At 39.9% G+C, this 21,851-nt stretch carries 19 protein-coding genes; all 19 read right to left on the reverse strand.

Features of this window, described 5'->3' with window-relative positions:
* Positions 1-90: 90 nt before the first annotated feature.
* Positions 91-4,380, reverse strand: coding sequence for a PolC-type DNA polymerase III (locus MKY45_RS14985; protein WP_042534983.1), 4,290 nt, complete (start codon positions 4,378-4,380; stop codon positions 91-93).
* Between the two features lie 369 nt (positions 4,381-4,749).
* Positions 4,750-6,024: an RIP metalloprotease RseP gene (gene rseP, locus MKY45_RS14990; RefSeq protein ID WP_341173069.1), complete on the reverse strand. Its 1,275-nt coding sequence runs from the start codon at positions 6,022-6,024 to the stop codon at positions 4,750-4,752.
* Between the two features lie 279 nt (positions 6,025-6,303).
* A complete protein-coding gene (locus MKY45_RS14995; RefSeq protein WP_042534988.1) occupies positions 6,304-7,092 on the reverse strand; it encodes a phosphatidate cytidylyltransferase in 789 nt (262 codons plus the stop codon).
* 15 nt (positions 7,093-7,107) lie between these two features.
* Positions 7,108-7,866: an isoprenyl transferase gene (locus MKY45_RS15000; RefSeq protein WP_193064980.1), complete on the reverse strand. Its 759-nt coding sequence runs from the start codon at positions 7,864-7,866 to the stop codon at positions 7,108-7,110.
* A 382-nt stretch (positions 7,867-8,248) separates the two neighbouring features.
* Positions 8,249-8,806 (reverse strand): ribosome recycling factor, encoded by a 558-nt coding sequence (gene frr, locus MKY45_RS15005; protein ID WP_042534992.1) that lies wholly within the window; start codon positions 8,804-8,806, stop codon positions 8,249-8,251.
* Positions 8,807-8,808: 2 nt separating this feature from the next.
* Positions 8,809-9,531 carry a UMP kinase gene (pyrH, locus tag MKY45_RS15010; protein WP_042534993.1) on the reverse strand — a complete coding sequence of 241 codons (723 nt, stop codon included), beginning with the start codon at positions 9,529-9,531 and terminating at the stop codon, positions 8,809-8,811.
* A 147-nt stretch (positions 9,532-9,678) separates the two neighbouring features.
* Positions 9,679-10,563, reverse strand: coding sequence for a translation elongation factor Ts (tsf, locus tag MKY45_RS15015; protein ID WP_042534994.1), 885 nt, complete (start codon positions 10,561-10,563; stop codon positions 9,679-9,681).
* Positions 10,564-11,060: 497 nt separating this feature from the next.
* Positions 11,061-11,819, reverse strand: coding sequence for a 30S ribosomal protein S2 (gene rpsB, locus MKY45_RS15020; protein ID WP_042534995.1), 759 nt, complete (start codon positions 11,817-11,819; stop codon positions 11,061-11,063).
* A gap of 177 nt (positions 11,820-11,996) precedes the next feature.
* Positions 11,997-12,464 (reverse strand): DUF6115 domain-containing protein, encoded by a 468-nt coding sequence (locus tag MKY45_RS15025; protein ID WP_042534996.1) that lies wholly within the window; start codon positions 12,462-12,464, stop codon positions 11,997-11,999.
* A gap of 27 nt (positions 12,465-12,491) precedes the next feature.
* Positions 12,492-13,268, reverse strand: coding sequence for a FliA/WhiG family RNA polymerase sigma factor (locus MKY45_RS15030; RefSeq protein WP_256704841.1), 777 nt, complete (start codon positions 13,266-13,268; stop codon positions 12,492-12,494).
* Positions 13,269-13,292: 24 nt separating this feature from the next.
* Positions 13,293-13,784 (reverse strand): chemotaxis protein CheD, encoded by a 492-nt coding sequence (locus tag MKY45_RS15035; protein ID WP_193064976.1) that lies wholly within the window; start codon positions 13,782-13,784, stop codon positions 13,293-13,295.
* Between the two features lies 1 nt (position 13,785).
* The gene (locus MKY45_RS15040; RefSeq protein ID WP_042534999.1) at positions 13,786-14,424 is read right to left on the reverse strand and encodes a chemotaxis protein CheC; all 639 of its coding nucleotides are present in this window, start codon (positions 14,422-14,424) and stop codon (positions 13,786-13,788) included.
* On the reverse strand, positions 14,421-14,900 hold the full coding sequence (locus MKY45_RS15045) for a chemotaxis protein CheW (RefSeq protein ID WP_042535000.1): 480 nt from the start codon (positions 14,898-14,900) through the stop codon (positions 14,421-14,423). Before MKY45_RS15045 ends, MKY45_RS15040 begins: the two co-directional genes overlap by 4 nt.
* A 26-nt stretch (positions 14,901-14,926) precedes the next feature.
* A complete protein-coding gene (locus MKY45_RS15050; protein WP_193064975.1) occupies positions 14,927-15,994 on the reverse strand; it encodes a protein-glutamate methylesterase/protein-glutamine glutaminase in 1,068 nt (355 codons plus the stop codon).
* A gap of 4 nt (positions 15,995-15,998) precedes the next feature.
* Positions 15,999-16,850 (reverse strand): MinD/ParA family protein, encoded by an 852-nt coding sequence (locus MKY45_RS15055; RefSeq protein ID WP_212928512.1) that lies wholly within the window; start codon positions 16,848-16,850, stop codon positions 15,999-16,001.
* Positions 16,847-17,935 (reverse strand): flagellar biosynthesis protein FlhF, encoded by a 1,089-nt coding sequence (gene flhF / locus MKY45_RS15060; protein ID WP_193064973.1) that lies wholly within the window; start codon positions 17,933-17,935, stop codon positions 16,847-16,849. The genes MKY45_RS15055 and flhF overlap by 4 nt, the downstream gene beginning before the upstream one ends.
* On the reverse strand, positions 17,932-19,965 hold the full coding sequence (flhA, locus tag MKY45_RS15065) for a flagellar biosynthesis protein FlhA (RefSeq protein WP_042535006.1): 2,034 nt from the start codon (positions 19,963-19,965) through the stop codon (positions 17,932-17,934). Before flhA ends, flhF begins: the two co-directional genes overlap by 4 nt.
* Positions 19,966-19,985: 20 nt before the next feature.
* Positions 19,986-21,065: a flagellar biosynthesis protein FlhB gene (flhB, locus tag MKY45_RS15070; protein ID WP_289584567.1), complete on the reverse strand. Its 1,080-nt coding sequence runs from the start codon at positions 21,063-21,065 to the stop codon at positions 19,986-19,988.
* Between the two features lies 1 nt (position 21,066).
* The gene (gene fliR, locus MKY45_RS15075; RefSeq protein ID WP_212928510.1) at positions 21,067-21,846 is read right to left on the reverse strand and encodes a flagellar biosynthetic protein FliR; all 780 of its coding nucleotides are present in this window, start codon (positions 21,844-21,846) and stop codon (positions 21,067-21,069) included.
* Between the last annotated feature and the right edge of the window lie 5 nt (positions 21,847-21,851).

Raw genomic sequence — 21,851 nt, forward strand, 5'->3', positions numbered from 1 at the left:
TCCAAATCAATACTACAGCGCTTTTTACCCTCAACTAATTTCTTTTAGTTTCTCCAAAAACAAACGGATTTATGCGTATGTCTTTCACATTTAGAATAAGGAAAGCTGGTTTTTTTCTTCCATACCTTCTAAGCATCCGTGTGTATCTAAATATTCCAGCACGGTTTTGGAAATTTTACTTCTTTCTCTTAAATCTTCTTTAGAAAGAAATTCTCCTTCTTCACGGGCCTTCACAATATTTAATGCCGCATTGGTGCCTAAGCCGTCCACAGCATTGAAAGGAGGAAGCAGCGAATCACCGTCAACGATAAATTCGGTTGCGCTTGATTTATATAAATCTACCTTTTTTAAAGATAAGCCGCGTTCACACATTTCTAATGAAAGCTCAAGCACAGTCAATAAGTTCTTCTCTTTTGGCGATGCATCATTGCCCTTATAATTAATCTCTTCCATACGTTTACGGATAGCATCCGAACCTTTAATCATCGTATCTAACTCAAAATCATCCGCACGAACGGTGAAATATGCCGCATAGAAAAGAATCGGGTGATGCACTTTGAAATAAGCGATTCGTACAGCCATTAAAACATAAGCTGCCGCATGGGCTTTCGGGAACATGTATTTGATTTTCTTACAAGATTCAATATACCAGTCAGGTACATTGTTTTTCTTCATTTCCTCAATCCATTCATCCTTCAACCCTTTACCTTTACGGACAAACTCCATGATATTAAATGCCAAGGAAGGCTCTAAGCCTTTATGCATTAAATAGACCATAATATCATCACGGCAGCCGATAACATCCGGAAGCTTACACGTGCCGTTATTAATCAGCTCCTGTGCATTGCCAAGCCACACGTCGGTACCGTGGGACAGACCTGATATAATTAACAGTTCTGCAAAGGTATTTGGCTTCGTATCCTCAAGCATCTGCCGCACAAATTTTGTACCAAATTCAGGTACTCCCAACGTGCCAGTTTTACACTGGATTTGCTCTGGAGTAACTCCTAAAGACTCTGTTCCGCCAAAGATTTTCATCACTTCTTCATCATCGGTCGGAATGGTTTTAGGATCAATTCCGCTTAAATCCTGCAGCATGCGGATAACAGTCGGATCATCGTGTCCAAGTATATCCAGCTTCAGCAGATTATCATGAATCGAGTGGAAATCAAAATGTGTTGTCCGCCATTCACTGTTCCGGTCATCCGCCGGGAACTGTATCGGTGTAAAATCATAAATTTCCTTATCATCGGGAACAACAATAATTCCCCCGGGGTGCTGTCCGGTTGTTCTTTTCACCCCGGTACAGCCTTGTACAAGACGGTCAATCTCTGCATTTTTATAAACAAGCTGATGATCGGAAGCATAGCCTTTTACATAACCATAGGCAGTTTTTTCAGCTACAGTTCCAATTGTTCCAGCCCGGTACACACTATCTATACCAAACAGTTCTTTCGTATAGTTATGGGCACGCGGCTGATAATCTCCGGAGAAGTTCAAGTCAATATCCGGAACCTTATCTCCTTTAAAGCCTAAGAACGTTTCAAAAGGAATATCCTGTCCATCCTTTACAAGTGCAGCACCGCACTCTGGACAATTTTTATCTTCCAGGTCAAAACCGCTCGCTACAGATCCGTCTGTAAAGAACTCAGAGTGCTTACAGCTTGGACAGACATAATGCGGCGGAAGCGGGTTAACCTCTGTAATTTCGGTCATCGTAGCAACAAAGGAGGATCCGACAGAGCCCCGTGAACCTACAAGGTAGCCATCATCCAAGGATTTTTTAACCAGTTTATGGGAAATCAAATAAATTACCGCGAATCCGTTTCCGATAATACTTTCTAATTCTGTCTCCAACCGTTTGGTAACAATTTCCGGTATCGGCTCGCCATATACTTTTTTCGCCATATCATAGCATAAATCACGCATTTCCTGTTCCGCGCCTTCGATATTCGGCGTAAACAAGCCATCCTGAATAGGAGAGATATCCTCTATACTGTCAGCTAACTGCTGCGTATTTTGAACCACAATTTCTTTTGCTTTTTCTTTTCCTAAAAAGGAAAAAGCCCCAAGCATTTCACCTGTCGTCCGGAATGGTGTATCCGGCAGTGTCTGCCTGTTTAATGGATTACCAGCCTGCGATGCAATCAGGATTTGCCGGTACTGCTTATCAATATCTTGCAAATAATGCACATTCCCGGTCGCAGTTACTAATTTCCCCATGCGTTCCCCAAGATTGACAAGCTTTCGTAATATATCTACTATCTGTGCTTCGTTCTGCACTAAATCTTTATCTACCAAATGGACATAGTTTTTAGGTGGCTGCACTTCAATATAATCATAAAACTCAGCAACCTGCTCCGCCTCTTCCTCGGATTTTTGCATCATCGTTTCAAAGACTTCTCCTCTGTCACAAGCTGTCCCGATCAAGAGACCTTTACGGTATTTTTTCAAAATAGACCGTGGCAGTCTCGGTTCACGGTAGAAATAATCAATATGCGCATGGGATACAATTTTATATAGATTTTTTAAGCCTTCCTGCGTCTGCGCTATAATCGTACAGTGAAAAGGTCTGGAGCGCTGATAAGCATTGTTTTCTCCCATATGATTATTTAAGTCCTGATGATTGATGATTTCTCTTTCCATTAATTTCTGGACCAGGTTCCACAATAAATAGCCTGTAGCTTCCGCATCATAAATGGCACGGTGGTGCTGTGTCAATTCAATCCCTAAATGCTTACATAATGTATTTAAACGATGATTTTTAAGCTCTGTAATTAAAAACCTTGCTAATTCTAGTGTATCAATGACTGGGTTGGCTGCTTTTTCATAGCCAATCCGTTTAAATCCTTGATTTAAGAAGCCCATATCAAAGCTTGCATTATGCGCTACTAAAATGTCTTCTCCCATCCAGGCATGAAAATCTTTTAAGACATCGCCGACTTCAGGAGCATCCTTAACCATATCATCCGTAATCCCTGTTAAATTCGTCGTTGTCTCAGACAGCGGATGATGCGGATTAGCAAACGATTCAAATCGGTCAATGATTTCACCATCATGTACCTTTACCGCGGCTAATTCGATGATCGTATCGTACACAGCAGAAAGCCCTGTTGTTTCCACGTCAAATACAATATAGTTTGCATCTTTTAATAAACGGTCACTCTCATTGTAGGCAATCGGAACACCGTCATCGACTAGATTTGCTTCTACCCCATAAAGCACTTTAATGCCATGTTTCTTACCTGCATAGTAAGCGTCTGGGAATCCTTGTACACCAGCATGATCTGTAATTGCTACAGCTGGATGTCCCCATTTGGCAGCCTGTTCAACCAATGCATCCGGAGAAACGACCGCATCCATTTGGCTCATTGTCGTATGTGCGTGCAGCTCTGCTCTTTTTTCACCCTCAGGCGCCTCATCTTGTTTTTCTCTTACTTGTACCTCATGAATATCCTTTGCCATCATTGCCAATTCATTAGTATACATATCCGTTTGGATGCTGCCGCGAGCTTTTACCCACATCCCTTTTTTAACAGATTGAAACTTATTGACATCCTCATCCCCTTTGGAGAACATTTTTATTTGCAGGGAATCGGTATAGTCCGTTGCTTTAATAATCAAAAGGCTTCTTCCAGACCGCAGCTCTCTGATTTCTGAATCAAATACATAGCCTTGTACAGTAATCCGTCTTTCTTCTTCCAGGATTTGATTCATCTCTGCCGGCTCGTCCTGAATCTTATAACCGATCGCCAGCGGCTGGCTGACAGGCGTATCCTTTTCTTTATCCCGCTTTTCTTTCTCCTGTACGGTTTTTTGGACAAGCGCCTGATCTTCCTTCGCCTTATTGTCTTGGAATGCTTGCATTTCACTTTGATCAGCATTTACTTCTAAATCAATGGAGTAAGGTCTGGAACCAATTTGATAACAGAATTGACTGAATGCTGGTTCAAGTCTTTTCTTCAAAATATTTGATTCTGCTTCATTTCTTGAAGTTAAGATTATCTTATTTTCCACAATTTGAGGCGTTTGCTGCATTACCATTTCCTGATATGCAGGTGAAATGGAAGTTGTTGCTAAAAAGTGTTTCCAATATACACCAATATCTTTTTCATTACATTGCTTATTATCTGTATGTAATGTCAGCTCGACCTTCTCGGCAATGGATGAGAAGCTTTTTTGCAAAGACTGTTGGAAATATAAATATTCATCGAATGGAAGAACATCCTCTAAATGAATATAAAAATGCCATTTTTTCTCTTGCTTATAAACCTCTACTTTTTCTAAATAACTTGAAGCAAAATACGTTTGAATTGATGTGTCAGACAGCTGAATTTGCTCAAGCAGTAATCTCATTTTTTCTTGCTTGGAAATACTCATCTCTACCCCTCCAATTGTAGATAGATATTTGACTACACAGGAAGAAATTTTCTCCTATTTAGTGTGTGTTCAAAAAGTCCGGTAAACAGGACTAGCCGGCTAAGAACGCCACGTCCTGGGACTGCGGTTACTCGTTCCATCGAAAACATTTGTGCGTTGAAAGTTCAAGGCGACGAGCTTTTTACGTACGGACTTTCACAGGATGTGGTGACTTCTACGTTGCTCACAGGACGTGGGCGGTTTTAGCAGAAGTTCCTTTAATCGCAGTGTCATTTTTATTGGACTTTTCGAACCTCCTCTATTAATTAAAAACACGAAACCCTTGTCTATAAACCGACAAGGGTAACCTATTGGATTTACTATTTTATTTTACAAGAATAATCGCTGAATGTCATTCCATGTGACAACAATCATTAAGAGCATCAAGAGGGCAAACCCGACAAAATGGAAGACTCCTTCTTTTTCTGGAGCTATCGGTTTTCCTCTGACGGCTTCCAGTCCGACAAACATTAAACGGCCGCCATCTAATGCTGGCAGAGGAACTAAATTAATAATTCCTAAATTAATACTCAACATCGCTGTCCACATTAAAAAGTTTGTAAAGCCAGATTGAACAACCTGATCTGTCGCATCATAAATTCCTACGGGTCCTGATAGCACATCAATGGAAAGCTGGCCCGTAACTAACATGACCAAATTGTTAAGTATAAGCTTCGACGTTTCATAAGTTGTCTCAAATCCAAATGCTAATGTTCCAAGGATATTTTTTTCATAAGCCGGAGTTACACCGATTTGTCCGATATGAATTGGGTCCCCTTTATCGTCCACGGTCTCCACTTCAGCTGGGACAACCGTCAATTCTTCCTCTGTGTCACCTCTGGATATAACCAAATCTAATTCCTCATCCGGGTTTTCACGGACAATATCCGTAAACTGATCCCATGTTGAGACAGATTGGTCTCCTATTTGTGTAATAACATCATTTTCCTGCAGCCCCGCTTCTTCTGCCGGGCTTTCCGGTTGAACCTCACCCATTTGTGCTTCCTCTACCGGAACGCCTTGAATCATCCCCATAAGCAGGAAGATAAAGATAGCAAGGACAAAGTTCATCATTGGACCGGCAAAAAGCTGCATGGCACGCTGTCCGACCGTTTTAGATGCAAATTGTCTATCGAAAGGAGCAATCTGTGTTTCCTGCTCATCCACGATAAACATCGCTTTCGGATCGACATCGAAATGTAGCTTTATCTCTTCGTCATCCAATTCATAGCCTTCGATATACAGCTTATGATCAAGGTCGACCTTCTCTACTTCAATCGTGCGGGCATTTGGATGCTTTGATTTGTTATTTACAATAATTTTAGATACTTTTCCATCTCTGTTAAAATCAAGCGCAATATGATGCCCTGGTTTTAACTCCACAATTTCCGGGTCATCTCCAGCAACACGGACATATCCGCCCGCCGGAATTAACCGGATTGTATAAAGTGTCTCATTTTTTGTGAATGACAATATTTTGGGCCCGAAGCCAATTGCAAATTCACGGACAAGCATGCCCGCTCTTTTTGCAAAAATCAGGTGGCCCCACTCATGGATGGAAACGAGCAAACCAAACATCAATATAAACGCAATAACCGTTGTCATGACAGCACCTTCCTTTTTTATAAAGGTAGAAAGAGGTTGTTAGGGAGTATTTAACCATTTGATTCTCCGCAACAAGTTCACATAACAATCATTTATTTCTCATTCATATAGTATCCTTCAGCAGGAACTATACATGTATGTGCCGGGACAAGAATAACGTATATGCTAACTTGTCCGATAATGTAATTTTGTTATGTATTAGCCAAAAGAAAGCTCTTCACCTAGTATATTCAATAAGTCAGCTTACTTTACCAATTCTACAATATTCGCTTCTATTTGTTAAAAAAAGTGAATAAAATGCAGTAATGGAAAAACAAAAAGCATGCTGTCAAAGCGATCTAAAATGCCGCCGTGTCCAGGAAGAATATTCCCGGAATCCTTTACATGATACACACGTTTAAAGGCAGATTCAACCAAATCACCGATTTGTCCAAAGGCAGAAGCTATCATCGTAACAATAATCAATGTCAACCAGGATTGCTCAAATGGTGCTATCAGGTGAAAAATCACAGCTACAACTACAGCTACAAAAATACCTCCCAGCGCGCCTTCAACGGTCTTTTTCGGGCTGATAGTCGGCCATAATTTATGTTTTCCCAGTTTGCGTCCAAATAAATAGGCTCCTGTATCCGTTGCCCAAATAATGCAAAATGCAAATAAAATATTTCTCAGCGCATTTTCTCCATCTCTAGTCTGCAGCAAATAAAAGAATCCTAAACCAACATAAAACGCCGCAAGAACAACAAAGCCCACCTGATCAAAAGTAAACTCATTTTTTACAAGCACGGTATACGCCAATAAAACAAAAATAAAGATAGAAATCAATTCATACTTCGTCAGCCATTCAATATCAGCCAGTAATTCATTAGGCAGTAAAATAACCCACGTCAGTAAAGCTGATAAAACATACGGAAAAAAATTCTTATCAGGATGGCGCATCCGCATTAATTCAACTATCCCAATCGTCGCTAGCAAATAGACAAAAATAGTAAATGGCAAACCGCCAATAATAATAATCGGCACAAATACAAGCAGAGCTATAATTGCTGTTATCGTTCGTTGCTTCATTAAATCATCATCACCTTATATACCTCCATATCGTCTTTTCCGATGCTGATATGCAAGTAATGCTTCATAGAATGTTTCTTCTGTAAACTCCGGCCATAGTTTATCTGTAAACCAAAACTCTGTATACGCCATTTGCCAAAGCATAAAATTACTTAAACGGCATTCGCCGCCAGTACGTATTAACAGGTCCGGGTCAGAGACACCTGTTGTATATAAATATTTTGAAAAGGTTTCTTCATCTAAGCTGCTCATATCGATATCATCTTCTTTTACTTCCGTTACGATTTGCTTGACTGCTTTTAAAATCTCGTATCGGCCGCCGTAATTAAGGGCAAAGTTTAAAATAAGACCATCATTATGCTTTGTTTTTTCTTTTGCATAGTTTACTGCTTCCTGTGTGTGGCTCGGCAATGCCTGAAAATCGCCTATCGTTTGGATACGAACATTATTTTCCATTAAGCTTGGTAAATATACATGCAAAAACTCTTTTGGAAGTTTTAAAATATATTCCACTTCTTGTTTTGGCCGTTTCCAGTTTTCTGTTGAAAAAGTATAAAGCGTTAAAACCTTCACATTTGCTTTCACAGCGGTTTTAACGATTTTATTCACCGTAGATACACCCTCTTTATGACCAGCAAACCTGGGTAATCCCCGTTTTTGTGCCCATCTGCCATTCCCATCCATGATAATAGCAACATGATTGGGAGCATTCTCTTCAGAAAGTGAATCCGATTCTTTTGGTTGTTTTGATAAAAAAGGAATTTTAATAGACATTTTCCGTCCCCCGAATGGTTGTTTGTTCATAACCCTCTTCATCTTTTTTCGAAGAACAAGGGATGAAAGGCATGACCATGCCAATAAATAATATGACTGTATTTCGTTTAACATGTATGAAATCGACTGTTTTTTTAAATATGATAACATGACACATTTAGAAAAGGATTTTCCGTTAACCGCGACATACAGCGGATGCGGAAGTCTTTTTTATCCACTCATATATAAGTGCATGATAGCCAGTAACATTAATACAAAAACCCCCTTTAATAAGAGGGCTTAATGGCATCTTACTACGTTAGCAGAAAACTGTCACCTTTAAACAAAATATATTTTGCCAGGGTTTGTGCTGTTAAGATAGATAGAAGGCATGTATCCCCTATCACACTTCCATAATTTCATTTTCTTTGGTTTTTGCTAAATCTTCAATTTGCTTAATATACGCGTCTGTTGTTTCTTGAACATCGTCTTGAAATGCTCTTAAATCGTCTTCTGTCATATCACCATTTTTTTCAGCTTTTTTAAGCTGGTCATTTGCCTGGCGGCGAAGATTTCTAATTTGTACACGAGCTTCTTCTGCATATTTCCCTACTACTTTAACCAAGTCTTTTCTTCTTTCTTGGGTAAGAGCAGGAATATTGATGCGGATGATGTTTCCATCATTTGATGGAGAAAGTCCCAAGTCCGCTTTTTGAATTGCTTTATCAATATCACCAATTGCTGACTTATCGTATGGAGTAACGGTCAGCAGTCTTGCTTCTGGAGCACCTACCTGAGCTAGTTGGTTCAGCGGTGTAGAAGCACCATAATAATCAACATAAACCGTATCTAATAGACTTGGATTGGCACGTCCAGCACGAACAGAGGCTAGATTTCTTGAGAAAGCTTGAACAGCCTGTTCCATTTTTTCCTTCGTATCTTTTATCACTGATTCTGACATGTTTAGTTCCCCCTTATCGTTGTTCCGATATTTTCACCTTGCACAACTCGTTTAATATTACCTTCTTCCATAATAGAGAAGACAATCAGCGGCAGGTCATTATCCATACATAATGAAGAAGCGGTAGAATCCATTACACCTAATCCTTCATTTAACATTTCTAAATAAGTGAGTGAATCATATTTCTTTGCTTCTTTGTTGATTTTAGGGTCATCTGTATAAACGCCGTCCACGTTGTTTTTAGCCATTAAAATCACTTCTGCTTCAATTTCTGCAGCCCGTAATGCAGCTGTTGTATCTGTAGAAAAATAAGGATTTCCAGTACCAGCAGCAAAAATAACAACACGCTTTTTCTCCAGATGGCGAATCGCTTTCCGCCGTATGTATGGTTCAGCAACCTGTCTCATTTCAATGGATGTCTGTACTCTGGTCTGTACACCAATCGTTTCCAGACCGTCCTGTAAAGCAAGAGAATTCATAATTGTTGCAAGCATCCCCATATAATCAGCTGAAGCTCTATCCATGCCCATTTCTGATCCTACTTTACCACGCCAGATGTTACCGCCGCCGACTACTACAGCAACCTCTACACCAAGCTCTACAATTTCTTTAACCTGTTCTGAAATGGAATGAATGATTTTAGGTGAGATTCCGTATCCTTCTTCTCCACTTAATGCCTCTCCACTTAATTTTAACACAACTCTATTATAATGTGCTGTCGTCATAATAACCTCCAGAGAAAAAATATATTTACAATATATAGCTATAAGAGGATACTCAAAAGGACGAATTAAACTTTTCAGTTTTCACTCGGCCTTTTGAAAAACCCCTACAAAGAAGGGAACAAATTAATGTCCCCTAATTTGCACAACTTATTTTTTGATTTGGCTCATTACTTCTTCCGCGAAGTTATCTTCACGTTTTTCCATTCCTTCGCCTACTTCATAGCGAATAAATGCTTTTACAGAAGCACCTTTATCTCCAACATATTTTTTCACTTTTTGGTCTGGATCTTTTACAAAGCTTTGTTCTAAAAGAACGATTTCTTCGAAGAATTTACCTAGACGGCCTTCTACCATTTTTTCAACGATGTTTTCTGGTTTTCCTTCGTTTAATGCTTGTGTTTTAAGCACTTCACGCTCGCTGTTCACTTCTTCTTCAGCAACTTCATCACGGGATACATAACGAGGGTTGATAGCTGCTACATGCATTGCAACATCTTTCGCTACTTCTTCGTCTGTTGTACCTTCTAACAATGAAAGCACGCCGATACGTCCGCCCATATGAAGGTATGCACCAAAAGCATCATTATCTGTTTTTTCTAATACAGTGAAGCGGCGAAGTGAGATTTTTTCTCCAATTTTAGAAACCACTGTAGTGATTGCTGCGTCAACTGTTTCAGAACCATCTAAAAATGGCTGTTGTAAAGCTTCTTCAACAGTTTCAGGATTATTTTTCACAATGTGTTTTCCAAGGTCAGAAAGCAATTGCTTGAACTGATCGTTCTTTGTAACGAAGTCTGTTTCACAGTTTACTTCAATAATTGCAGCTCTGTTTCCGTCTAATTCAATATGCGTTAATCCTTCTGCAGCAACACGATCCGCTTTTTTAGCAGCTTTCGCCATTCCTTTTTCACGTAGAAAATCAATTGCCTGCTCCATATCTCCATTTGTTTCTGTCAGTGCTTTTTTACAATCCATCATTCCAGCACCTGTTTTTTCACGTAATTCTTTAACCATTTTAGCAGTTACTGCCATGTTAATTCCTCCTTAAAATATTCGATTGTACAAGTTGAATTTCTTTTTAAGAAAAACCAAGAAAATCACTTAGTCTTTAAAATACTGGTGTTCTTGCCAAGAAGATGTCCGCTACGGGAAGTCGCTTTCCGCGGGCAACGCCTCAGCCTCCTCGAAAGAAGAGCACTTTCTGCGGGGTCTTCACCTGTTGCTTTTCCCGCAGGAGTCGACTTCCCTCCGCTCCCATCTAAGAAGAAATATGTTTCATTTGCTTTCTTTCAAAGAAAAGAAACTGATTCTAGCGGAAGAAATACACGAAGTCTCCTGTGGGAATGCGCAGTGGGAAGACCCCGCAGGAAAAAAGTGTTCTTCTTTTTTTCGAGGAGGCTGAGCTCAAGCCCACGGAAAGCGTAGTGTATTTCTGGAGCGGCTATCCTCAGTATTTTATGCTTTGTTACTCTTTGAAAAAAGGGTGATAAAAGGCTTCTATCCTCTTATCACCCTCACCTTTTAAAAGATTACTCTTGGGAAGCAGCTTCTTCAGCAACTTCTGCTTCTAATTGGTCTTGTTCAGAAACAGGTTCTTCTGTTTCTTCACCTTGTTTTACTTCTAGAATAGCATCTGCCATTTTTGAAGTAAGAAGTTTTACTGCACGGATTGCATCATCGTTTGCAGGGATTACATAATCGATTTCATCCGGATCACAGTTTGTATCAACGATTCCGATAATCGGAATGTTTAGTTTGTGTGCTTCTGCAATTGCGATACGCTCTTTACGAGGATCGATTACAAATAATGCATCTGGAAGTTTTTTCATTTCTTTGATTCCGCCTAAGAATTTAACAAGACGATCTTTTTCTTTTAATAAGTTTACTACTTCTTTTTTAGGAAGTACTTCGAAAGTACCGTCTTCTTCCATTTTCTCAATATCTTTCAAACGGTTAATACGTTTGCGGATTGTTTGGAAGTTTGTTAATGTTCCACCTAACCAGCGTTGGTTAACATAGTACATGCCTGAACGCACTGCTTCGTCACGTACAGAATCTTGAGCTTGTTTTTTTGTACCTACGAAAAGTACTGTACCGCCGTTTGCTGCGATTTCCTTCACGTAGTTATATGCTTCATCCACTTTTTTAACTGTTTTTTGTAAGTCGATGATGTAGATGCCGTTACGCTCCGTAAAAATGTATTTTTTCATTTTCGGGTTCCAACGACGTGTTTGGTGACCAAAGTGTACACCAGCTTCTAGCAATTGTTTCATTGAAATTGCTGCCATAATAAATTCCTCCTAATTGGTTTTATTCCTCCGCATTTATCTTCTTTATAAGAACACTGTATATCAGCACCAACCTTATAAATCCAAATGCGTGTGATTTTTAGCTAACTAATCATAGATAGACTATTTACACCAAAGGTTACTATACCACAACCTCTCCAAGGAGGCAAGTGATTTCTACGACTTTTTTTGATGCATTTTGATAATTATTTCAGCTTCTGTTTTTCCACAGTTTAACTTTTTAGCTATATCGTCTATTGTTTCTCCGTTTGTGTGAAGCTGCAGTATTTTGGCTTCCAAGGATGTTTCTACTTCATCTTGATAAGCAGCAGGTTGAAAATCCTCTATAGGCTGCGTTTCTTTCTCTGTCATCGCAGCTCCCTCTTTCTTCTTCTCTGCAGGGGGGAAAGGAGGATACTTTTTTATGCTGTCATGCTTTACAGGACTTTTGTCAGGCTGTTTATCCTCTTCCAGAAGTCTTTGCAGCATTCTATTCTCTTTCCTTATTTCTTCCAAAGTCTCTTTCAGTACATTTTCTGCTTGTTTATTACCATTAGCATTCTGCCTGTTCTTTAATAATAAATAAATAGCTAATATTGAAATGCCATGTAGTAAAAAGCTGATCATCCATAGTAATGTTGACATATTTTTTCCCTTCCATACATGCTCATATTAAACCTGGGTGATTTTTTGCAGCGTGGAGCGTAATTTTACAATGCTTCGCTTATGGATTTGTGAAATACGGGAAGTCGTTAATTCCAATACTTGTCCAATCTCTGTAAAGGTTAATTCCTCTTGATAAAAAAGACTGATAACAAGCTGTTCTTTTTCATTTAATGACTTGATTCCTTCTATTAATTCGTCCTTCCACTCTTCTTGGATAAGCCTTTCTTCCGGCCTGAGCTCCGGTTTATCTGATACATTGTAGCCAATACCTTCTTTCAGGTCATTCTCCTGCCCCTTTGGTTTATCTTCAATAGAAAGCATGTTGCTCAGTACCATATCCCGTAATGTTATTTCGACGTCCTGAATAGGCATTCCTGTCATTTCGGCAATATCCTCCGGCTGTGCTTCCCGTTGATTTTTTTGCTCAAAAATCTCACTTGCCTGCTCCACCTTTTTTGTTTTCTCACGAATCGAACGTGGCAGCCAATCTTCTTTTCTTAATCCATCCATGATCGAACCTTTAATTCGAAATGAGGCATATGTATCAAATTTCAAATCACGTTTCAGCTCAAATTTGTGCAATGCATCATACAGACCCAGCAAGCCATAGCTGCGGATTTCTTCACGATCCACACGATTAGGCAATTGACTTACAATTCTTTCCGTATGAAAGGAAACAAGATACATGTAGTTCTCAATGAGTAGATTTGCTGCTTCATTATCTTGACTGGTCATCCAATGCTTCCATAAAATTTGTTCTTGTGAAGGCTCTAATGAACTCACGATGACACACTCCTTTCAAATCGGTTAAATTGTAAAGACATTCTGATTACGTTTTCTGATGGAAAGCTTGGACGTTACTGGATCAAACTCAATCGTTCTCCCCAAATTACCGCCTACATCTGAGGAAACAACTTTAATATTTAATTTTCGAAGCGCGTCCTGGACTGCTTCTATATTCTTATCACCAATCCGCATAAAGCTTGTTCCTTTACCAACCTGAAACATTTGCGCTCCCCCGGCCATTTTTGCTTTCATATTTCTGGCTCCCTGTTCCTGAAGCATTTCTAACAGCTGCGGGATGGCTGTATCTGCATATTTCATCTCACTTATACTGCCGGCTTTTGCTTGGCTGGAGTCAGGCAATAAAATATGAGACAATCCAGCTATTCCACGCCTTTCATCGTATAATACCGTTCCAATACAAGAGCCAAGCCCCAGCGTTCGAATCGTATTAGGGGATCGAACAATTTTCGTATCTGCAATACCGACATTTACAATTGTTTTCGTTATACTCATCTTAAGACCATCCTAATTTGGCAAAGAGCTTTTGAAAAGATTCTGGATCAGGAATAAAAAGGAAATTCCCTCTAATCTGTTCATGGCCTCGTTCCTCTTGCCTTATTTCCGTATCAATAATAATTGCATAATCTGTTACCTGAGAAATTTCTAATAAGCCCATTGTCATAATAGCACCAGCCATATCGATTCCCAGATGTGGAACAGAAGGCTGCAGATTCATACCAGTAAAGTCAGAAAGCGCGGTAAGATACGACCCGGTCAAAATATTTCCTATTTCACTTAATGCAGACATAGCAATCTCTAATTCTATTCCATCCGTCTCTTCTGATAATCGAAATTCCGGATTATGCGTCAGCTTTTGTACCAGATACTCTGCTTCTTCAATATCAACGACAATAGCCATTACACCCGTTATTTCCCCTTCCACCTGAAACATCAATCCGACAATAGGCTGTTCCGGTCCGCCAACCAATTCAATGACTTCGTTAAAATCAGCAATCTCCACATTAGGAACCAGCATATCTATTTTATGACCCAACAGCTGTGATAAGGAGGTTGCAGCGTTTCCAGCACCTATATTCCCTATTTCTTTCAAAATATCCTTCTGAAAGCTCGTTAATTGGAAAACATCCATCATTGATCATCCAATTCTTTTGTTTTTATTTCTTCTAAATTTAATAATTTATAAATATCTAATAATACAATCAGCCGATTATCCAGATGAGCAATAGAATGGATGTATTCTTTTTTTACAGTGCCAATGGTTTCCGGAGGATTTTCCAAAAGATCAACCGGGATGTCTAGCACATCATTTGCATTGTCTATAATCAACCCAACTTGTGTCTCATCAATCTTGGTGATGATTATCTGATCTTCTTCCTTGTTATGCTCCGGCTCTTCTTCCAGCCGAATGCGCAAATCAATGACAGGAATAATCTTCCCTCTAAGATTAATCACACCTTTAATATAATTTTTTTCGTGCGGGACGCGTGTAATAGGCAAGGATGTTTCAATAGACTCTACAAAGTTCACCGGCAACCCATACTCACTGCCATTCAAATCAAAAATGATTGTTTTTTCTAATCTTTCTGGAGTTAACTGTTCTTGTGTCATGCCAATCTTTCCCTTCCGGTTATTTGTTATTTAACAAGATTGCTCAGCTGGCTAGCCATTTGATTTAATGGCACTTGATAATCAGCTAGCCCCTCATTGATAATAGACTTCGGCATTCCATATACAATAGCTGTCTCTTCTGTCTCTGCAAGTGAAACGACATGAGAATTTGCTTTTTTCAATGCTTTTAAGCCAAGCGTACCGTCATTCCCCATCCCTGTTAAGACGCAGGTTACAATCTGATAATTCTTAAGAGAACACAGAGAGCGGAATAATGTATTGACGGACGGACGATGACCATTATCCAGCGGTTGTTGATTTAATGAAATCATTAATGCCATGCCGCTGCTTTTCACTTCCATATGGTATCCGCCCGGCGCGATGTAGACCGTTCCCTTTTTCATTAATTCTCCATGTTCCGCTTCTTTAACAGTCAACCGGCTAATTTGATTTAACCGTTCTGCCAGAGACGCAGTAAATCCAGGAGGCATATGCTGTACAACAGCAACAGGAACACCAAGATCTTTCGGTAAAGCGGTAATGACTTTCTGCAGCGCTCTCGGGCCTCCAGTAGACGTTCCGATGGCAACCATTTTTTTGGAGGAAAGAGAGGGCTTCGCAGGCATTGTCAATGGCTGCTGTATACGTTCTATCGGCACATGCTGCGCTGCTCCATTTATTTTTTTATGTACTTTTACGGTTGCTGCTGTATAGACCTTGTCGCATATTTCTTTTTCTACCTTTTTTATATCTAATGAAATCGCTCCGGACGGCTTTGTAATAAAGTCAACCGCACCTGTCGAAATAGCCTGGATGGTATAATCAGCGCCTTTTCTTGTTTCACTGGACAGCATGACCACAGGAACAGGACATTCCTCCATAATCTGTTTTAAAGCTCCTAAACCATCCAGCTTCGGCATTTGGACATCCATGGTTACGACATCCGGATGCAGCTTTTTTACTTTATTTACCCCATCTTCGCCATGTACGGCAGTTCCAACTACATGAAATCTGCCATCCTCTGTTAAAATCTCAGAAATCATTTTTCTCATAAATGCAGAATCATCTACGACAAGAACATTAATTAGAGTCATTTCTTCACCCCTTCATGAAATGTTTTATCCGTTCTATGAAACTGCCAGATTTACGTACCGTTTTGTTTGTGTCATTTACGTACATTTGCAGGATCGACTCCATTGCTTTGGAAGCCTTCGTTTTCGGATATAACTTGGTATACGGTTTTTGATGCATGACAGCTTTCATTATATTTCCGTCTTCTGGAATACAACCTAATCTTCGAGCCTCTGCGTCCAGAAAGCGGCGAATAACCGTGTGGAAATTATCGAGAATATTGCTGCCCTCTGTTTTATTCCTTGAACGATTTAAAATAGTATAGATTGGCATATCCGGCTGATTAGATAATATATGCTTCACCATTCCATATGCATCCGTAATGGACGTCGGTTCAGGCGTAGTGACAATAAAACATTCATCTGCTGCCAAAATAAAAAATAATGAAGTCTCTGTCACACCAGCACCCATATCAAATAACACATAATCATATTCTCGCCATACCTTTTCCAGCCCTTGATAAAAAATAGCTTTCTTATGCTCATTAATTTCTAAGAAATCGTGCAGGCCAGAGCCTCCGGGAATATAATCTATGCCATAAGGACTTTTTACAATGGCGTCCTGAATGGAAATTTTATTATTTAAAACATCGGCAATAGAATAGTCTGTCTGCATACCAAGGAGTAAATCGATATTTCCCATTCCTACATCTAAATCAAATACCAGGATTTTATGATTCTCCTGTGCAAGTTTCATCGAAAAATTAAGTGTGAAATTTGATTTTCCTACACCGCCTTTTCCGCTGCAAACAGCAATCGTTTTTGCTGTCCTTTCAGGGGATAGCCGGTTTCGGAGCTGTTCAGCCTGGTCATAGCTCATTGTTCATCACCTATTATATAACGGCTAAGCTGATTTAAGGTTGGACTCAGCATGTCCTCGGGAACATCCTGCCCATTTGTCATATAGCCAATCCGGATGTCAGGATAATGAAATGCAGCATTCAAAATATTTCCGTATTGCTCTGTCTCATCTAATTTTGTCAAGATAAGCCCATGAACACCGATTGCTGTAAACTTTCCGTAAATATCCAGAAAATCTTTCGGTTTTGCCGTCATTGATAATACAAGATAATTTGTTACTTCTCCAGGGCTTATCCAGTCCGCCATATCTTTCAAGTAAGTTTCATCCCGATAATTTCTTCCGGCTGTATCTACTAAAATCACATCATAATCCTGCAGCTCCGCGATATACTGATGGTATTCCTGCTTGTTATACGCTACATGTACAGGTATATGAAGAATCTTTGCATATGTTTTCAGCTGCTCAACTGCTGCTATCCGGTACGTATCCAGTGTGATAAACGCAATTCTTTTATTTTCTGTCAGCTGCATGCGGGCGGCGATTTTTGCAATCGTAGTTGTTTTTCCTACACCAGTCGGGCCGACAAATTGAATCACTTTATGGTGATATGTAAAGCCTAATTGCAGCCCTTCCAAGCGCTTTTCTATTTCTTCATGGATTCTTTGCTGGAGGGCAGCAGTCTGATTCCCCCCTTCCTTGATGAGCTCCAAAGCAATATCAGGAAGAACCTCCTGCGCTGTCAGGCGGTCATATATCAGCTGTTCATCCGGCGTTAACCTGAGCTGGAGCTGTCTGTTCTGCGCTTCCAGGAGTTTATAAACCTGTTCCAGTTCTTTAGAATAAGAAACATCTGCTGCCGCTTCCGGAGTCTTCTCCTTTTGCAGTGCAGGAGCTTCTTTTTTGACAGTTGCTTTTTTAACAGGCTGAACCGGTTCCGGATCATAGCCGGCAACTACCTCTATATAATTCTTTTTAAAAAGCCCCAACATGCCGCCTGATTTAATTTGCCTGGATTGTAAAATAACTGCGTCTGTGCCAAAATCTTTCCTTACCTGCTTCATTACTTCCGGCATAGACGGCGCTTTATATTTCTTTATCTTCATGCGATATTCACCACCCCAACACTTTGTACCTCCACAGTCGGTTCTAGTTCATTGTATGATAATACAACAACTTGAGGTAAGAACCTGTCTAACAATTGTTTTAAATACATCCGCACTGCCGGCGAGCATATAATAATCGTTGTTTCTTCCTGAAGGGATACTTTTTCCGCTTCCTTATGAATCGCCTGCACAATTTCCTGCTGCTGATCCGGGTCTAACGCTAAGTAATTGCCGTGCTCTGTCTGTTGAACATGGTCAGCAATTGCTTTTTCAATCTTTCCGGATATCGTAATCACCTTCAACGCATTATCATCTTTTACAAAGCTTTTTGTGATTTGTGATGCTAACCCTTGTCTGACGTATTCTCCCAGCACATCTGTATCATTAGTCAATCTGGCAAAATCAGCTAATGTTTCAAAGATTACCGGCAGATTCCGGATAGATACACCTTCTCTTAAAAGCTTCGACAGTACTTTTTGAACATCGCCGACGGACAATGGTTCCGGGGTTACTTCCTCGACTAAAATCGGATTTGTTTCTTTTAAGTGATCAATCAGCTGTTTTGTTTCCTCTCTTCCCAAGAGCTCAAATGCATGTTTTTTAATCACTTCTGTCAGGTGAGTCGATACAACAGAAGGAGGATCAACGACCGTATAACCGGATAATTCCGCTTCGTCTTTTACATTTTCACTTATCCATTTTGCAGGCAGCCCAAATGCAGGCTCTTTTGTATCAATTCCTTCTATATCATCCTCTAAAAAGTCGGGAGCCATCGCCAAATAATGATCCAGCATTAATTCACCGCTGGCAACCTTGTCTCCTTTTATCTTTAATTGATATTCATTCGGCTGCAGCTGGATATTATCCCTGATTCTTACTACAGGTATTACGAGTCCAAGCTCAATCGCCAGCTGTCTCCGTATCATAATGACCCTGTCCAGCAAGTCTCCTCCCTGGGATGTATCCGCTAAAGGAATTAATCCATAGCCAAATTCAAATTCAATCGGATCCATATTCAAGAGGCTGACCACATTTTCCTGCTGTTTGAGAGCGGTCGATTCGGTTTCTTCTTCCTCTTCCTCAGTAACTTGTTCCGGCTCCACACTTTTCTTCTCCATCCAGTACCCGCTGAAGGCTAAAAAAGCGGCCAGAAGCGTCGTTAAGAAAAAGTTGATTGGAGTCAGACCAAGCAGAAAGATTGTTCCTGCTGCGATATATAAAAGCTTCGGAAATTGCAGCAGCTGACCTGTTACATCCGAACTTAAATTACTTCCCCGGGCAGACCTTGTAACGACAATCCCTGTTGCCGTTGAAATAAGCAAAGCAGGTATTTGACTGACCAGTCCGTCCCCAACAGTAAGACGTGTAAATAATTCAACGGACTCTGACAAAGACAAGCCCATTTGAGCCACCCCGATAATCATTCCGAAAAGTACATTGATCAGAACGATGACAATCCCGGCGATAGCATCTCCTTTAACGAATTTACTTGCCCCGTCCATGGATCCATGAAAGTCGGCTTCATTTTCAATTTTTTCCCGCCGTTCTTTCGCCTGGCTCTCTGTAATTAAACCGGCATTTAAATCCGCATCGACACTCATCTGCTTCCCGGGCATCCCATCGAGGGAGAACCTGGCAGCAACTTCCGATACACGTTCTGCCCCTTTGGTAATAACAATAAAATTGATAATAACTAAAATAATAAATACAACAAACCCGACTAAAGGGTTATTTCCAATTACAAAGGAGCCGAATGTTTCTACAACTCCTCCTGCATTACCTTCCGAGAGAATGGCACGGGTTGTGGACACATTTAAAGCTAACCGAAATAATGTCAACAACAAAATCAGTGTTGGAAATACGGAAAATTGCAATGGTTCCGTGGTATTCATGGCTACTAAAATAACAACCAATGCAAGTATTATATTAATTAATATGAGAAGACTTAAAAATTCTCCAGGCAACGGGATAACCAGCATAACAATAACCAGTATAACGCCTATGAGAACCGCAATATCCCGGAATTTCATTTCCATTCTCTCCTAACTTCTTACGCTTTTTTCTCCATTTGATATACATATGCAAGAACCTCTGCTACAGGCTGAAAGTATTCTTCCGGAATAACTTCGCCGATTTCAGTTGCAGCATACAGCGCTCTTGCCAATGAACGATTCTCTACCATTTGTACATGATGTTCATTCGCAATTTCCTTGATGCGCTGTGCAATGCTGTCCGTCCCTTTCGCAATAACAAATGGTGCTTCTGCCTTTGCTTCATCATATTTAATGGCAATGGCATAGTGGGTCGGGTTGGTAATAATGACATCCGCTCCCGGAACCTCGCTCATCATTCTTCGGGTTGCTATCTGTCTTTGTTTTTCTTTCATTTTTGATTTAATTAACGGATCCCCTTCGACATTTTTATACTCGTCTTTAATGTCTTGCTTGGACATCCGAATGTTTTTTTCAAAATCGTATTTTTGGTATAAATAATCTAGCACTCCTAAAAAAATCAATAAAGCAATAGCCGAGAATGCCATGATGGTAGTAACCCGTGCAAAAAAGCCCAACGCTCCTTCAGCATCTAAAAATGCAGTCATCAGCATCTGATCTTTATTCATCCAAATGACGGTAAATGTGACCGTCCCAACCAAGGCGATCTTCAATAATGATTTCAAAAATTCCACTAATGCCCGAATAGAAAAAATCCTCTTAGCTCCCTTAATCGGGTCAATTTTTTTCAAATCGAACTTTAACGGCTCTGTTGAAAACAGAAATTTGACCTGAAGCAGATTTGCAGCTACACCGGAAATAACGGCTATCACCATAATTGGGGCAACCATTAAAACCGCTTGAAGGAACGAATCATTAAACATCATTTGAACCGAGTGATTCGTCACATCCCAATGAATGTATTCTGTAAATGATTTTCTGTAAAAGCTCGTCATATATTCCAAAATATAACCGCCAAAAACAAACAATCCGATAAAGCAGCCGAGCAGCAGGACAGCTGTATTGATATCCTGACTTTTGGCAACACGTCCTTTTTTACGTTCGTCCTGCCTTTTCTTTGGAGTTGCTTTTTCTGTTTTTTCCCCTGCAAAAAATTGTAAGTCTAATGTCAATTTCACATTAAACACCTCCAAATAAAGCCATTAACTGCTCCATTACACGGAACATTGCTTCAAAAACAGATTGCAGCAAGCCGATGTAAAGTGCTAGAAATACAAGAATTGCTACAAAGCTGACAAGGATTTTTAATGGCAGCCCAACGACAAACACATTCATCTGCGGTACTGTCCGAGCCACAATCCCTAAGGCAACATCCACTAAAAACAAACAGCCTACAATGGGTACTGCGATTTGGAAAGCAATCAGAAACATTGTGTTAAACGTTGTCAGCACAAGTTCAACAATGCTTTCCTCTCCAAATGGAATAAATTGATCTAAAGGGATATATGTGAAACTGTTCATCATCCCATTCAAAATCATATGATGGCCATCTACGGATAATAGAAATAGCAGAGCAATAATATAGAAATACTGGCCTGTCAACGGACTTTGCGCCCCAGTTTGCGGATCTATCACATTGGCAATCGCAAATCCCATTTGAAAATCAACAAATCCCCCGGCAACCTGAATAGCTGAAACAAGAATAAAAGCAATCAATCCGATACAAATTCCAATGAGAGCTTCCTTAAATAGCAGGAATAAATATAAATCATTCAGCGCAACATTACTGATATCTACCGTAGGAATTAAAATGAGTGTCAGAAAAAAACTGATTCCTATTTTAAATTGAACAGGAACAGACCGATAAGAGAATAGAGGCATAATGACAAAGAAAGCCATAATCCGGACAAATATTAACATGAACGCAGGAACAAGGTTCCAATTTATCATTTCAATCATCAGAT

Origin of the sequence: Oceanobacillus sp. FSL K6-0251 (assembly GCF_038004725.1) — a bacterium.
GTDB classification, from domain to species: Bacteria; Bacillota; Bacilli; order Bacillales; family Amphibacillaceae; genus Oceanobacillus; species Oceanobacillus oncorhynchi.